Here is a 13776-nt window from a genome sequence, read left to right as displayed (position 1 = left end):
ATCAACGGGAGATGATTCGCAGACGGGCGGTGCTCGGCGCGGGGGTGGCGTACGGTGTCGCGCTGACCGGGTGTTCGGCGGATACCCCTACGCCGTCACGACAGTTCGATCCGGCTGACTGGGAGTCGGTGCGGGCCCAGTTCGCACTCGACCCGAAGCTGGCGCATTTCGCGTCGTTCCTGTTCGCCTCCCACCCGGCGCCGGTGCGGGAGGCGATCGATCGTCATCGCGCGGGCCTCGACCTCGATCCGGCCGGCTACGTCGAGCACGACATCGAATTCGAGGAGAAGGTGCGCACGGCTGCCGGTGCGTATCTCGGCGCCGATCCCGGGGACATCGCGCTGACCGACAGCACCACGATGGGAACCGGGCTTGTGTGTGCCGGGATCAAGCTCAAGCCCGGCCAGGACGTCGTCACCACCGAGCACGACTTCTTCGGTACCTACGACGCGCTCCAGAAGCTGAGTGCCCGAACCGGCACCCGAGTACGCCGCGTGCGGCTGTACGACGCTCCGGCGACCGCAACCGCGGGTGATGTGGTCGCGAGGCTGAAGGCGGCGATCGGGCCGCAGACCCGGTTCATCGTCATCACCTGGGTTCATTCGTCCACCGGTGTCCGGCTGCCCGTCGCCGACATCACCGCATTGGTGCGCACCGTGAACTCCACCCGCGCACCGGCCGACCGCGCGCTCGTCCTCGTCGACGGAGTGCACGGCTTCGGTGCCGTGGACACGAGAGTGGCCGACCTCGGCTGCGACTTCTTCACCACCGGGACCCACAAGTGGCTGCACGGTCCGCGCGGTACCGGTGTGCTGTGGGCGCGGGCCTGGGACGCGATCTCGCCGGTCATCCCCAGCTTCTCCCGGCCCGATGCCCCTGGCCGACTGGCGACCCCCGGTGGCTATCACACGGCCGAGCACCGCTGGGCACTGGCAGAAGCCTTCGACTTCCATGCCGCGATCGGCAGATCCAGGATCGCGGCACGCATCACCGAGCTCGCCACTCGGCTGAAGGACGGCCTGGCCGGTATCCCCTCGGTCACACTGATCACGCCCAGGCAGGCCGAGATGTCCGCTGGTCTGGTCATGTGCTCGATCGAGGGAGTCGCACCGCACCAGGCAGCGGCCACTCTTCGTCGCGATCACGCCGTCGTCGCCAGCGTGACGCCGTACGACGATCCCCTTCTGCGCTTCGGACCGGGCATCGTCAACACGCCCGACGAGGTCGAGCGTGTCATCAAGGCTGTTGCCTCGATCACCTGAGCCGGCGCGGTTCGAGCTGCTCAGACGTCACGAGACCTTGGCGCCCGCGTGCAAGGCGAGTCCGTCCTGACGGGCCACGTCTGCCCGGAACCAGCCGGAGGAGTCGACCGTGTACGTCGGTCCCGTGCACGAGCCCGGTGAGTAGTCACCGTGAAAGACGTCGCAGTACACGCCGGCCGGCAGGCTCGTGTGGAAGCTCCGGCCGGTCAGCGCCGAGCCTTCGTCGTTCAGGATCAGATAGCCCTTGTCCCCACGTCCGAAGGCGATCGCGTCGTTGCCGTTGTCCCACCAGTCGGTGACCGACGTACCGCGGACGCTGTTGTGGAAGCCGACCATGTTGGCGATCACTCGCCATTGATGCTCGCACCGCCAGCGGTTGGTGAAACAGGTCGTGTCGACCGTCTGCCCAGCACTCGTCGACGGCGGACCCTGATCGTTGGAACTGTATTCGTAGCTCGACATCACCTTCGGCGTCCCGTACGTCCACGCCAGCATGAAGGCGTTCGCCATGGCGTAGCGACCGTTGTCCCGGAACGTCAGGACCCCGCTCCCCCGCTGAGTGTCGTGGTTGTCGGTGAACACGACCGCACGATCCGACGCCAGCGGCGAGGCGAAGGTCCGCAGGTAGGCGAGCCGCTCGGTGTTGAAGATCTTGGCGAGATCCTTCCCGTACCGGAACTCGAGCACATCGCCGTTGCCGACGTACTCCTCCGGAGTGATCGGTTCGCCCGCACCGTGGATGACTTCCTGATACAGGTACGCCGGCCGCGAGAGCCGGGACTTGATCGCGGCGATGTCCTCGGCGGGCATGTGCTTGGAGGCGTCGAGCCGGAAACCGTCCACACCGATCGCGAGCAGATCGTTCAGGTACGCCGCGATCCGGCCGCGCACGTAGTCGCTCCCGGTCGCCAGGTCGGCCAGATCGACGAGTTCGCAGTTCTGCACCTCGTAGCGGTCACCGTAGTTGACGATGTCGTCGTTCCCGTTCCGCCCGCAGTGATGAAAGTCCTGGACCTGATAGGTCCCGGGGTAGTCGTAGTGGCTGTACGACGACCCCGCGCTGCCAGTACCACCGGACGAGCCGCCGGTCATGTGGTTGATCACGGCATCGACGTACACCTTGACGCCGGCAGCGTGACAGCTGTTCGCCATGGCGACGAATTCGCTCCGGGTGCCACGCCGCGTGCTGTCGAGCTTGTAGCTCACCGGTTGGTAGTCCTGCCACCACGGATAACCGGCCGCAGGCAGAACGACGTGTTCCTGCGGCGGCGAGACCTGGACCGCTCCGTACCCCTTCGGGCCGAGCACTTCGCCGCACTCGCGCGCGACTGAGGTCCAGTTCCACTCGAACAGCTGGACGATGACATCACGCTGTCCCGGCGGCGCCGCCGCGGCCGGCGTGGCGACGGGCAGAACCGCCAGCACAGCGAGAGCGGCCAGGACTTTCCGACTGGTTTGCCACCGGAGAATTCTCACGACGCGCATTCAACCAGTTGCACACAGCTAGGCGATGCCCCAGATGTGCAGGGCCGGTAACGCGGCACAGATGTGCACTTCCCGGACGACGGAGAGGCGGACGACCGGGTCCGGCGACGTTCAGGCATGCTGGGAGCGGTATACCAAACTGAGTGGAGTCTCATGAGCGGGAACCTGGAGTCCGAGTCGGAGCGGGTCACACGCCTGCTGCGGGACGAGATCCTCGACGGACTCCGAGCTCCGGGCGACCGACTGGTGGAACGTGACGTGGCCGACGGACTGGGTGTGAGCCGGGTGCCGGTGCGGGACGCGCTCAAGGCGCTCGTCGCCGAAGGGCTGGTGACGTTGCGACCCCGATCCTGGGCCGTGGTTCGTGAGTTCACCGACTCCGACATCGCCGATCTGAACGAGGTGCGCGCGGCGTTCGAACCACTGACGTTCCGGCTGGCCGCCGAGCGGCGTACCCGGGACGGGCTGGATCGGCTCCGCCGAGCCCTGGATGAACACCTTGCGGCGGCGCGCGCGAACGATGCCGTGCTGGCCCGGCGCCGGGCCGCGGACTTCCACGAGATCGTGACGGAACTTGCGTCGAACGAGTTGCTCGTCGAGGTCGAACGTCCGCTGCGCAGCCGGATGCGCTGGCTGCTCGCGCAGCACGACGACCTGATGGCGGTCGCGGATCAGCACGAAGGGTTGTACGCCGCCATCGCGAACCGGGATGGCGCCGAGGTGGAGCGTCTCGTCGGTGAGCATCTGGAGCTCTCGCAGGCGCTGCAGCGCCACACTCGGAGAAACTAGGTATACCAACCGGTTGGAACAGATCATCAAGCGACAGAGGCTGGTGGGGCAAAGCGATTCGGGTTGGGATGGCTTTGGTATACCATTGCTGCATGACCTCCTCGCTTCTTGCCAACGTGCGTCCGTGGGGTGGCGCGCCGGTTGATCTGGTGATCGTCGACGGCGTGATCGCGGACGTCGTCCCGGCCGGCACCGCAGTAGCGGACGGCCAGCACATCGACGGGCGCGGCCTGCTCGCCCTCCCGGGCTTGGTGAACGCGCACGCCCACGTGGACAAGAGCTGGTGAGGGCAGCCGTGGGTCTCGTACGGCGGCGAGCCGACGACCCAGGGCCGGATCGCGCACGAACGGGCCGAGCGAGACAAGTACGGCATCCCGAGCACGGCCGGCACCATCGCGGTGCTCCGCGAGTTCCTCCGGCACGGGACGACCGCGACGCGCACGCACGTCGACGTGGATCTCGGCGTCGGACTGCGCGGTATCGCCAACGTGCGCGAGGCCGCCGCGGCCCTGGGCGATGCGGTGCAGGTGGAGATCGTCGCGTTTCCGCAGGACGGCGTACTCCGGCGACCCGGCGTACTCGAGCTCCTGGACCAGGCCGCGGCCGAAGGAGCGACCAGCATCGGCGGCCTCGACCCGGCGTCCATCGACCGCGACCCGGTCGGCCAGCTGGACGCGCTCTTCGAGATCGCCGGACGGCGTGGGGTCGGGATCGACATCCACTTGCACGACGGCGGTGAGCTCGGCGCGTTCCAGTACGAGCTGATCATCGAGCGAACCCGGGGCACCGGTCTCCAGGGCAAGGTGAACGTGTCGCACGGGTTCGCGCTCGGCGAGCTGACCCCAACGCGGCAGGCCCAACTCGTCGAGCAGCTCGGAGCGGCCGGGATCTCGTGGACGACGGTGTCGCCCGTCCGGTCGGCGCCACTGCCGTGGCGGGCGATGCAGGACGCCGGTGTCGCAGTCGGACTCGGAACCGACGGCATCCGCGACCTGTGGTCGCCGTACGGCGACGGCGACCTCCTGCAGATCGCCCGCGGCTTCGCCCGCCTGCACGGACTACGCACTGACGAGGAACTCGCGTACGCCGTCGAACTCGCAACCACCGCAGCCGCGCCATTCGTCCACCGCGACAGCCACACCCTCACACCCGGCTCACGCGCAGACGTCGTACTCCTCGACGCCGAGAACGCCCCAGACGCCCTGGTCCGCGCTCCCCACCGCGAAACAGTCCTCGCCGGCGGCCGCCTCGTCGTACACAACGGCGAACTTCTCGTGTGAGTCCGCCGCAGTTGGAGGAAGCCCCGGGCGGCTGCGTCGGAAAATGCTGAAGGCCGGTCCCTGGTGGGGCCGGCCTTCTGGCTAGGGGTGGAGGTGGCGGGAATCGAACCCGCGTCCTTCGGCGTTGCTTCAAGGCTTCTCCGGGCGCAGTCTGTTAGTCGTTTTCTCAGCCCCAGCGCTCTCACAGACACGTCGCTGACAGGCTCAGTCACTGTTGATGTCCCACACCAGCCCCGTGACCGGGCTAGTGGAGCAAGCTTCCTAGCTGAGGCCAGGAACCGGGTCGGAAGCATCCCCGGGCTGACCGCTTCTTTAAGTGCTCAGGCCGTCAGGCGGCGAGAGCGAAGCTACTGCGCTTAGCGTTGGCAGTTATTGGTTTCCAGAGATCGTTTACGAGATAACCCTGGATCCTCGGCCCGCTTCCCTTGGAACTAACGTCCAAAGTCGAAACCGTTCACCCCCTGTTGAGTTTTCAAACTCCCACCGGACCCCGAAGGGCGGTGGAAGATCCACACTATCAAGCCCAACAAGCCACCCGCACCTGGGATTCCCCTGTCTCCCCAGGACTCGGCTACCAAGGGTTACTTGATCAGCCGGAGCGTGAACGGGTAGCGGAAGTTGGAGCCGATCGCGGTGGCGAGGCCGCCGATACCGGTGAGGACGAACCAGAGAATGCCGAGCAGCGGGAACAAGAACCCGGTGAACCCCTCCGTCACCCCGGTGATGATCCCCAGCAGCGCGAACGCGCCGAACGCGCTCAGCTGGAAGTTCAACGCCTCGACCGCGTGCTTGCGCACCGCCGGGTTCTTCTGACCGGACGTCGCGACCACGATCGCCGGGCCGACGAAGAAGGTCGGGTACCCGAGCCAGTGGGCCACGGTCCCCATCCCACGACCGTCCCCGGTGTAGCGCTGCACCGGTGCGGGCCGGGTGAAGGCAGCCGGCGCGTACGTCGGAACCGGCCGCGAAACCAGCCCGTTGAACGTGGCGTTCAGCTCGGCCCGGGTGCGGGCCTTGAGCGCCAGTTCCAGCCGGGTGTCGAACTCGCCGTGGTCCAGCCGGCCGTCGGCGTACATTTCTTTGAGGATCTCGACGGCTCGGTCCCGTTGGGCCGGCGTCACCAGCAGGTCTGAAGTGGACATGTCTCCACTCTGCGCGCCGAAGGCCGCTCACCCCATCGGGTGCAGCCCCCACCAGCCCCTGACCCGACCCCAGCCCACCGCCCCGGGAGAAAAGCTCAGCGACCGCCGCGGCGACGGTCGGACAGGGCCCGCTGGGCCTCGCGGCTCGCCTGGCGCTCGGCCAGGGCCTGCCGCTTGTCGTAGTCCTTCTTACCGCGCCCGGTGCCGAGCTCGACCTTCGCGTACCCGTCCTTGAAGTACAGCGACAGCGGGATCACCGACACACCCTGCTGCTCGACGGCGCGGATCAGCTTCTGCAGCTCGTCCTTGTGCAGCAGCAGCTTGCGAGTACGGCGCGGCTCGTGGTTGGTCCAGGTGCCGTGCTTGTACTCGGGGATGTGCATCCCCTGCAGCCACAGCTCGTGACCCCGGACCGCCGCGAACGCGTCGACCAGGGAGGCCCGGCCCTGCCGCAGGGACTTGACCTCGGTCCCGGTCAGCACGAGTCCGGCCTCCACCACGTCCTCGATGTGGTAGTCGTGTCGCGCCTTACGGTTCTGCGCGATCGGTTTCCGGCCGGTCTCTTTCACCATCCGACCAGTATCTCAGACAGTTCAGAGCCACTTCATCGGATTAACCACCCGGCCGTCCTGGTAGACCATGAAGTGCAGGTGGCAGCCGGTGGAGTACCCGGTGGTGCCGACGTACCCGATGATCTCGCCCCGGCTGACGCGCTCGCCGACCCGGGCCTTGTAGCGGGACAGGTGGTTGTAGACGGTGGTGACGGAGGAGCCGTCGATCACCCCGTGCGAGATGAACACCCGGTTCCCGTAGCCGCCGTTGTAGTACCGGTCCGTGACGACCCCGCTGGCCGCCGCGCGGATCGGCGTACCGCAGCCGCCGCCGAAGTCGGTCCCGTCGTGCAGCTTCCAGTAGTGCAGAACCGGGTGGAACCGCATGCCGAACGGTGACGTCACGTAGCTGTTGATCGGGTAGCTCAGCCGCCCGTTGTCATCGGGGGCGTCCGGAACCGGCCGCGGCGGACGGTTCTCCTTCCGGGCCTTCTCCCGCTCGGCCTTCTCCCGAGCCGCCTTCCGGCGGGCCGCGGCGGCCTTCTCGGCGCGGGCGCGGGCGATCAGGAGCTGCTCGACCCGGTTCCGCTCCCGCAGCAGCGCGTTGTACTGCGCCAGCTCGGAGTTCTTCTCCTTCTCGGCGGCCTTGTAGGCGACCAGCCGGGCCTGGGTCACCACAGCGGCCTCGGCCCTGTCCGCGGCCACCTGCTTGGTCAGCTCGGTCACCTGCCGCACCGTCCGCGCGGCCTCGGCCCGGGCCGCCTCGGCGGCCTTCTCGGCCTGCGCGACCTTCGCCCGCTTGCTCACCAGCTGCGCCTGCGCGGTGTTCAGATCATTGATCGCATTGCCCTGGATGCCGAACACGTTGCGCTGGACCTGCATCCCGGTGGCGATGTCCGCCGGCGACGCGCCGCGGAGCGCGATCGACAACCCGACCAGGCTGTTCTGCTGCTGGTACGCCGACCGGACCGCCCGGCCCGCCAGGGCCCGCTTCTCAACGATCAGCTTCTCGCCCGCCTCCACGTCGGCGACCGCCGCCCGCAGGGCCTGTTCAGCGGCCCGGAGCTTGCCCGCGGCAACCGCATCGGCTGCTTTCGCGGCCGCGAGTTTGCCCTGGGCAACGGCGTACCGGACCTGGACGGCCTGGTACTTCGCCTCGGCCACGTTGTAGGCGGCAGCGGACCTGCCGAGCTGGTCGGACGCGGCGGCGAGATCGGCCTTGGACTGGTCGATCTGCGAGTCGAGTTGCTTCTTCTTGGCGGCTGGATCCGGTGGGTCCGCCTGAGCAGGCGACACCACCGCCAGGACTCCGGCGGACAGGGACAGGACAAGGCAGCATGCGGCGACGACCGTCTGCCGGCCCTGCGGTCTCGTGCGTGATCGCGGGCGCGGTGTGGCGGAGGTGCCGGTGCTGTCGTCTCGCTTGATGCTCCCCCGCTGACGCGGGTTCGCACCGGGGAAGTGCGGGACCACAGGTCGACCCCTTGCTCTGGATGAAGTTGTCGTGCGGTACAGGAGTGATTGCTGTTACTCCTGTTACCGCACGATAGATCACCTGGGTCAGACTTTGAGGTATTTCCGCGTTGTCAGGAATGTCGGGACCACGGCGAGCACCAGGCCGACCACGACCATGATGAGCGTGGCGCGGAAGGTCTCGGTGGCGCCGACCCACTGCCAGACCCGGAACGTCTCCTGGGCCCGCTGCATGACGACGAAGTACACCCCGACCCACAAGGTGCCGCAGGCAAGGATCGCGCCGATGAGTGCTGCCAGGACCGCTTCGAGCAGGAACGGCAGCTGGATATAGAAGTTCGACGCGCCCACCAGGCGCATGATGCCTATCTCCCGTCTGCGCGCGTACGCCGCCAGCCGGATCGTGTTCGAGATCTGCATCAGGGCGGCGACCAGCAGGAGACCGGCCGCGACCAAGGCCCCGACCTGCAATCCGTTGAGGGCCTTGAACAACGGATCCAGATACTGTCTGAGGTCCTGGACGGTGTCGACACCCGGCAGGCCGGCCACCGCGCTGACCAGGTTCTGGTAGCGCTGTGGATCCTTCAGCTTGACCCGGAAGGACTCCTGCATCTGGTCCTCGGTGACCGTGCTGACGATCGGCGAGTCCTTGTACAGCTTCTTGAACTGGTCGAACGCTTCCTTCTTCGACTCGCCGAAGACGCCGTCCGGCGCGGTGTCCGGGTTCGACTCGATCACCTGGCGGATCCGGTTCTTCTGCTCCTGGGTCACCTCGGTGCCCGAGCAGCCGCGGCCGCCGGAGTCCTTGGTGCAGAGGAAGACCGAGATCTGGATCTTGTCGTACCAGTTGCCCTTCATCAGCTCGACCTGCTCGCGGGCGAGCAGCGCGCTGCCGAACAGCGACAGCGAGACCCAGATGGTGACGACGACCGCGATCGTCATCGACAGGTTCCGCTTCAGCCCGATCCCGAGGTCGGAGAGGATGTAGTTCAAGCGCATCAGTCAGTAGTCCCTGGTCTCAGTGCTGGTAGCCGTAGACGCCGCGCGACTCGTCGCGGACGACATGACCGTTCTCCAGCTCGATCACGCGCTTGCGCATCTGGTCGACGATCGACACGTCGTGGGTGGCCATCACAACCGTCGTCCCGGTGCGGTTGATCCGGTCCAGCAGCTTCATGATGCCGACCGACGTACCGGGGTCGAGGTTTCCGGTCGGCTCGTCGGCGATCAGGATCATCGGCCGGTTCACGAACGCCCGCGCGATCGCGACCCGCTGCTGCTCACCGCCGGACAGCTCGTCGGGGAGCCGGTCCTCCTTGCCGTCCAGGCCGACCAGCTCCAGCACCTCGGGCACCGTCTTGCGGATGTGCGAGCGGGGCTTGCCGATCACCTGCAGGGCGAACGCCACGTTCTCGGCGACGGTCTTGTTCGGCAGCAGCCGGAAGTCCTGGAAGACGGTGCCGATCTGGCGCCGCATCTGCGGGATCCGCCAGCTGGCCAGCCGATTCAGGTCCTTGCCGGCCACCATGATGTGACCCTTGGACGTCCGGTGCTCACGCAGGACCAGACGAAGGAACGTCGACTTGCCGGACCCGGAGGTGCCGACCAGGAAGACGAACTCGCCCTTCTCGATCTCGACGTTGACGTTCAGCAGAGCGGCCTTGGACTGGCCCTCGTACGTCTTGGACACATTCTCGAAACGGATCACGGGATCATCCGGCCGTGGTCGGGAACAGGGAGCGACGCAACGGTAACCACGAGGAGACCGTACGCCACCGGAGCGGCCGTCGATCAGTGTAGGGGCTCCCGGGCGTGCCGCCGACCAGACGTGCCGCACCGTACGCCCACGTCCGATAGCCGGTCGTACGCCGCACCAGACTCAAACGACCGTACGACGTACTCCGCGGGCCGGAGCTGTCAGGCGAGGAACCTGTCGATGAGTGCCGCCACCTGCCCGGGATGTTCCTCGGCGGGGTAGTGCCCGCAGTCGGAGATGACCGCTGCGGTCACGTCGGTGGCTACTTGGCGAACCGATGCCTCCACGGCTGTGGCCATCGCAGTGTCGCCGGCGATGGTGAGAGTCGGGATGGTCAGCGGGTGAAGGCTGGTCCGGCGGCTCAGTTCGGCGTCGACCGGGGCGGATCGGTAGTAGGCGAGACCCACTCGGAGCGCGCCCGGAGACAGGTACGTCCGCTCATACTCGGCGATGGCATGGGCAGGCATGGGCGTCCTGCCCGCGGTCAGGTTCCAGAACAGGCCGAGGTGCTCGCGCTCCTTGCCGTTGATGAGGATCTCGGGAACGTCCGGAACCGCATGGAACGCGTTGTGCCACCGCGGGTACCGCGAGCTGACCAGATCGGGCGGCACCGGGCAGCCCGCCAGCAGCTCCTCCTCGATGATCAGATGAGTCACCTTGTCCGGGTTGTCCGCGGCCAGGGCGACGGCGACCGAGCCGCCGAAGTCGTGGCCGGCCACCGCGCATCGGTCGACGCCGAGTTGTTCGGTCAGCTCTGCGATGTCCGCAGCGAGGGTCCGCTTGTCGTAGCTGCCGAGTGGCCGGTCGGAGTCGCCGAGTCCGCGAAGATCGGGCGCGATGACGGTGAACCTCCGCGCCAGAATCGGGATCAGGTCTCGCCAGTGATACCAGCTCACGGGCCAGCCGTGCAGCAGCACGATCGCGGGCCCGGCGCCGGCGATGACGGTGTGCAGCGTCGTTCCAGAGGTCTGGACGCGTTCGTGCCGAATCGTCATCGAGTGGTGTCCTTCCTGCGGGCACGGTGGGCCGCGACCTTGGCCCGGTTGCCGCAGTCCTTCATCGAGCACCAGCGCCGGTTGCGAGCCTGCGACTGGTCGAGATAGAGCATTCCGCAGTCCGCGGCCTCACAGGCCCGCAAGCTCTCGGATCGCGGGCCGACGACCAGGTCGATGACATCCTGTGCGATGGCGGCGAAGGCGGTGCCGACGGGATCCGGTGTGTGGATCGGCGTACCGAAAGGGTCGTCGAGGCGGAGCTGAGGAACCACCGCCCCTGCGTCGGCATGGTGGTTGATCAGTTCCACATCGGCTCGTTCGACGGGCGCCTTCGACAGGCGGGCGGTCAGGACGCGGTACATCGCCTCTCGCAGTTCCCGCGATTGCCGGAGTGACTGCTCGGTCACAGAGCTGTCTGTCGCCAGGCCTTCGAGCTCCAACCAGTCCGCCAATCGGGACGCGCTGGTCAGCCGTTCGTGTCCGCCCGCCAGTCGTCGCCCGACGGTAGCGACGAAGTCCGTCGCCAGGCTGCCGGTCGAGAACCGGAACTCATCGACACCCACGACACGAATGTAACTGGCTCAGATAGTTACATCAAGAGACCGCAGCACAGCAGGTGAGCCCGCGTCGACGCACGGTGGGCCGCGTCGCGGCCGTGAGCCGGGTGGGTCAGGCGGGAGCCGGGGCGGTGCCGTTGCCGTTGTCGGGGCGGGCGTCGGCAATGCGGGCGAGGCCTGGTTCGGGTTTGCGGCCGGCTCGGCGGGCGGCCTCGACGTGGAGACGGGCCAACTCGACGACCTGGCGGGAGACCTTCACGGTCTTCTTGTCAGCCATGCTCACCGTCTCCCTCGACGACCTCGGTGTCTGCCTCCGCAATATCAGCATAGGTTGCCTGGCCGACGCGGTCGATCGCGACGGAGGCGGTCAGCGCGGCGACCAGGTCGTAGTCCTCCGGCTGTAACAGTTCCGACCGCATCAGCGAGCGGAGCGTGACGACACCGGCGTCCGTCCCGGCCTCCGTGCCCTCGAGAATCTGCTCCACCGCCCACCGAACCATCCGCATCGTCTCCTCGCGGTGCCGCCAGACATCCAGCTCGCGATCGGACTTACGGGTCAGGTACGCCCCCAGGGCGACACCGCCGAGGGCCAGGAACGGGCTCAGCACGGTCACGACGACACCGACCACCGAGATCCAGGTCGGAATCACGGACACACCCCGGCGCGCATACACGTCCTCCCAATTCCATGGTGATGACCGGTCGAAGATGTTACGAAGGGAAGCATTCCACCCGCCACCGACAGAGCAGCCAGTCTGACAAGGAGCAGTGTCACCGTATGGAGGACGACGGCTACGACGTGTTCGTACAGGGGACCGTGTTCCTCGACATCGTGCTGACCGGACTGGAGTCGGCCCCGGCCACCGGCACCGAGATCTTCGCGGAGGGGATGGGGTCGTGCCCCGGCGGGGTCGCGAACTTCGCCATCGCCGCCAGCAGGCTCGGCCTGAAGACCGGGCTGGCCTCGGTGTTCGGCGACGACGTGTACGCCGACTTCTGCTGGCGGACCCTGGTCGACCAGGAGGGAGTGGACCTGTCCCACTCCCGCCGGATCGGCCACTGGCATTCCCCGGTCACCGTCTCGATGTCACTCGACCGGGACCGGGCGATGGTGACGCACGCGCACGAGGCGCCCGGTGACCCGAGCAAGCTGGTCGGTCCGGGCCTGAAGACCCGTTCCGCGATCGTCCCGGTCGAGGACGAACTGCCCGGCTGGACGCTCGAGGCGATGCAGTCCGGCGCGCTGCTGTTCGGCGACGTCGGCTGGGACCCGACCGACCAGTGGTCACCCGCCGTACTCGACGTACTGGAGGGCTTCCACGCGTTCACGCCGAACGCGAGCGAGGCGATGGCGTACACCCGGACCGACACGCCGAAGGCCGCGCTGCACAAGCTGGCCGAGCGGGTCCCGCTGGCTGTGGTGACCAACGGGGCCGACGGCGTACTGGCGATCGACTCGACCACCGGCGAGGAGGAGCAGGTCCCGGCGCTGCCCGTGCGCTCGTACGACCCGACCGGGGCCGGCGACGTCTTCCTCGCCTCACTGGTCCTGGGCACCCTCCGCGGCTGGCCGCTGGCCCACCGGCTGGCCTTCGGCAACCTGTGCGCGGGCCTGTCCGTGCAGCACTTCGGCGGTTCGCTCGCCGCTCCGGGCTGGGGCGACATCATCGACTGGGTCCGCGACCACAGCCGGCATCGCCCCGGCGGTGTCGACCCAGAGGTGCTCCGCCACTACAGCTTCATCGGCGACGTCCTCCCCGAGGGTCCGGTCCCCATCGTCCGCCGGGCCTCCGCCACCATTGCGCGCCTGTCGGACGCCTGACAGCCCGACTGCCGCGGCAACGAGAGCAAGCAGTACGCCGCCCGCCAGGAACCCGTATGACGGAGTGGTCCGGTCGATCGCCAACCCGGCGAGCGCCGCCCCGGCCGAGCTGCCGAGATTGTTGGCGGTGTTGATCCAGGTGCTCGCCTCGGTGCGCTGGTACGGCGGTGTGACGGTGTCGGCGGCCAAGTAGGACACCACGAACAGCGGCGCCACGGCCACGCCCGCAGCTGCCATCACGACCCCGAGCACGACCAGGTTGGTCGCGAAGGATGCCGCAAGCAGTCCGACAGCCAGTACGGCGATCAGCCCGCTGAGATGAGCCGACCACGGCCGAGTGTGGTTACGCCGAGCCCAGAGCAGCCCGCCGACCACGCTGCCGAGTCCGATCGCGGCTTCGACGTACCCGGCCGCACCGGGACTGCCGGCACCCTGCGCGACTCCGGCCACGCAGAGGTAGGCGACGCTGATCCCAGACGCCGTGACCAGGATGACCAGCAGAATCCGACGCAGGCCGGGGATGACCAGCGGTCCGAGAGGATGGCGAGTCGCAGGTGCCACCGTGGTGTGCTTGGCGACCGGACTGGTCACCATCGCGAGGGTGCCGACGAGCATCAGGCTCGCGGAGCAGACGAGGGCCGCAGGTGCGGACACCACGCTGATC

The 13776-nt window shown here is 67.7% G+C and carries 15 protein-coding genes, 1 other RNA gene and 1 pseudogene; 5 read left to right on the top strand and 12 right to left on the bottom strand.

The window, feature by feature from the left end; all coding sequences use genetic code 11:
• Positions 1 to 11 precede the first annotated feature (11 nt).
• Entirely contained in the window at positions 12 to 1262 is a 1251-nt protein-coding gene (locus tag ACGFIF_RS15005; RefSeq protein ID WP_393154829.1) for an aminotransferase class V-fold PLP-dependent enzyme, read from the top strand.
• Positions 1263 to 1289: 27 nt separating this feature from the next.
• On the opposite strand, the gene ACGFIF_RS15000 is transcribed toward ACGFIF_RS15005, so the two are convergent.
• A complete protein-coding gene (locus ACGFIF_RS15000; RefSeq protein ID WP_393154828.1) occupies positions 1290 to 2738 on the bottom strand; it encodes an alpha-amylase family protein in 1449 nt (482 codons plus the stop codon).
• A 162-nt stretch (positions 2739 to 2900) separates the two neighbouring features.
• On the opposite strand from ACGFIF_RS15000, the gene ACGFIF_RS14995 reads away from it, so the two are divergent.
• The 3 genes from ACGFIF_RS14995 to ACGFIF_RS14985 all read left to right on the top strand — a co-directional run bounded on the left by ACGFIF_RS14995 (position 2901) and on the right by ACGFIF_RS14985 (position 4816).
• Positions 2901 to 3536: a GntR family transcriptional regulator gene (locus ACGFIF_RS14995; RefSeq protein ID WP_393154827.1), complete on the top strand. Its 636-nt coding sequence runs from the start codon at positions 2901 to 2903 to the stop codon at positions 3534 to 3536.
• A gap of 92 nt (positions 3537 to 3628) precedes the next feature.
• Positions 3629 to 3823, top strand: coding sequence for a hypothetical protein (locus tag ACGFIF_RS14990; protein ID WP_393154826.1), 195 nt, complete (start codon positions 3629 to 3631; stop codon positions 3821 to 3823).
• Between the two features lie 111 nt (positions 3824 to 3934).
• Complete coding sequence (locus ACGFIF_RS14985) at positions 3935 to 4816, top strand: amidohydrolase family protein (protein ID WP_393154825.1); 882 nt, start codon at positions 3935 to 3937, stop codon at positions 4814 to 4816.
• A gap of 85 nt (positions 4817 to 4901) precedes the next feature.
• On the opposite strand, the gene ssrA is transcribed toward ACGFIF_RS14985, so the two are convergent.
• From ssrA to ACGFIF_RS14935, 10 genes are all read right to left on the bottom strand, one after another.
• Positions 4902 to 5278, bottom strand: a transfer-messenger RNA (tmRNA) gene (ssrA, locus tag ACGFIF_RS14980).
• A 119-nt stretch (positions 5279 to 5397) separates the two neighbouring features.
• Positions 5398 to 5958: a DUF1707 and DUF4870 domain-containing protein gene (locus ACGFIF_RS14975; RefSeq protein ID WP_393154824.1), complete on the bottom strand. Its 561-nt coding sequence runs from the start codon at positions 5956 to 5958 to the stop codon at positions 5398 to 5400.
• A gap of 95 nt (positions 5959 to 6053) precedes the next feature.
• Positions 6054 to 6530 carry an SsrA-binding protein SmpB gene (gene smpB / locus ACGFIF_RS14970; RefSeq protein WP_393154823.1) on the bottom strand — a complete coding sequence of 159 codons (477 nt, stop codon included), beginning with the start codon at positions 6528 to 6530 and terminating at the stop codon, positions 6054 to 6056.
• 21 nt (positions 6531 to 6551) lie between these two features.
• Positions 6552 to 7808 carry a peptidoglycan DD-metalloendopeptidase family protein gene (locus ACGFIF_RS14965; protein ID WP_393154822.1) on the bottom strand — a complete coding sequence of 419 codons (1257 nt, stop codon included), beginning with the start codon at positions 7806 to 7808 and terminating at the stop codon, positions 6552 to 6554.
• Between the two features lie 261 nt (positions 7809 to 8069).
• Positions 8070 to 8981: a permease-like cell division protein FtsX gene (ftsX, locus tag ACGFIF_RS14960; protein ID WP_393154821.1), complete on the bottom strand. Its 912-nt coding sequence runs from the start codon at positions 8979 to 8981 to the stop codon at positions 8070 to 8072.
• A 19-nt stretch (positions 8982 to 9000) separates the two neighbouring features.
• Positions 9001 to 9690, bottom strand: coding sequence for a cell division ATP-binding protein FtsE (gene ftsE / locus ACGFIF_RS14955; protein ID WP_077013482.1), 690 nt, complete (start codon positions 9688 to 9690; stop codon positions 9001 to 9003).
• Positions 9691 to 9899: 209 nt separating this feature from the next.
• Entirely contained in the window at positions 9900 to 10733 is an 834-nt protein-coding gene (locus tag ACGFIF_RS14950; RefSeq protein ID WP_393154820.1) for an alpha/beta fold hydrolase, read from the bottom strand.
• The gene (locus tag ACGFIF_RS14945) at positions 10730 to 11296 is read right to left on the bottom strand and encodes a CGNR zinc finger domain-containing protein (RefSeq protein ID WP_393154819.1); all 567 of its coding nucleotides are present in this window, start codon (positions 11294 to 11296) and stop codon (positions 10730 to 10732) included. Before ACGFIF_RS14945 ends, ACGFIF_RS14950 begins: the two co-directional genes overlap by 4 nt.
• Positions 11297 to 11402: 106 nt before the next feature.
• Positions 11403 to 11567 carry a hypothetical protein gene (locus ACGFIF_RS14940; RefSeq protein WP_393154818.1) on the bottom strand — a complete coding sequence of 55 codons (165 nt, stop codon included), beginning with the start codon at positions 11565 to 11567 and terminating at the stop codon, positions 11403 to 11405.
• Positions 11560 to 11940, bottom strand: coding sequence for a hypothetical protein (locus ACGFIF_RS14935; protein ID WP_393154817.1), 381 nt, complete (start codon positions 11938 to 11940; stop codon positions 11560 to 11562). Before ACGFIF_RS14935 ends, ACGFIF_RS14940 begins: the two co-directional genes overlap by 8 nt.
• Before the next feature lie 128 nt (positions 11941 to 12068).
• Between ACGFIF_RS14935 and ACGFIF_RS14930 the strand changes: the two genes are divergently transcribed.
• Positions 12069 to 13112 carry a carbohydrate kinase family protein gene (locus tag ACGFIF_RS14930; protein ID WP_393154816.1) on the top strand — a complete coding sequence of 348 codons (1044 nt, stop codon included), beginning with the start codon at positions 12069 to 12071 and terminating at the stop codon, positions 13110 to 13112.
• A 48-nt stretch (positions 13113 to 13160) separates the two neighbouring features.
• Here the strand turns inward: ACGFIF_RS14930 and ACGFIF_RS14925 are convergent.
• Positions 13161 to 13706: pseudogene (locus tag ACGFIF_RS14925) on the bottom strand (MFS transporter); the annotation flags it as partial.
• Between the last annotated feature and the right edge of the window lie 70 nt (positions 13707 to 13776).

Source organism: Kribbella sp. NPDC049174 (assembly GCF_043197365.1).
In the GTDB taxonomy this organism is placed as follows: Bacteria; Actinomycetota; Actinomycetes; order Propionibacteriales; family Kribbellaceae; genus Kribbella.
This window is presented reverse-complemented; position numbering and strand designations above follow the sequence as displayed.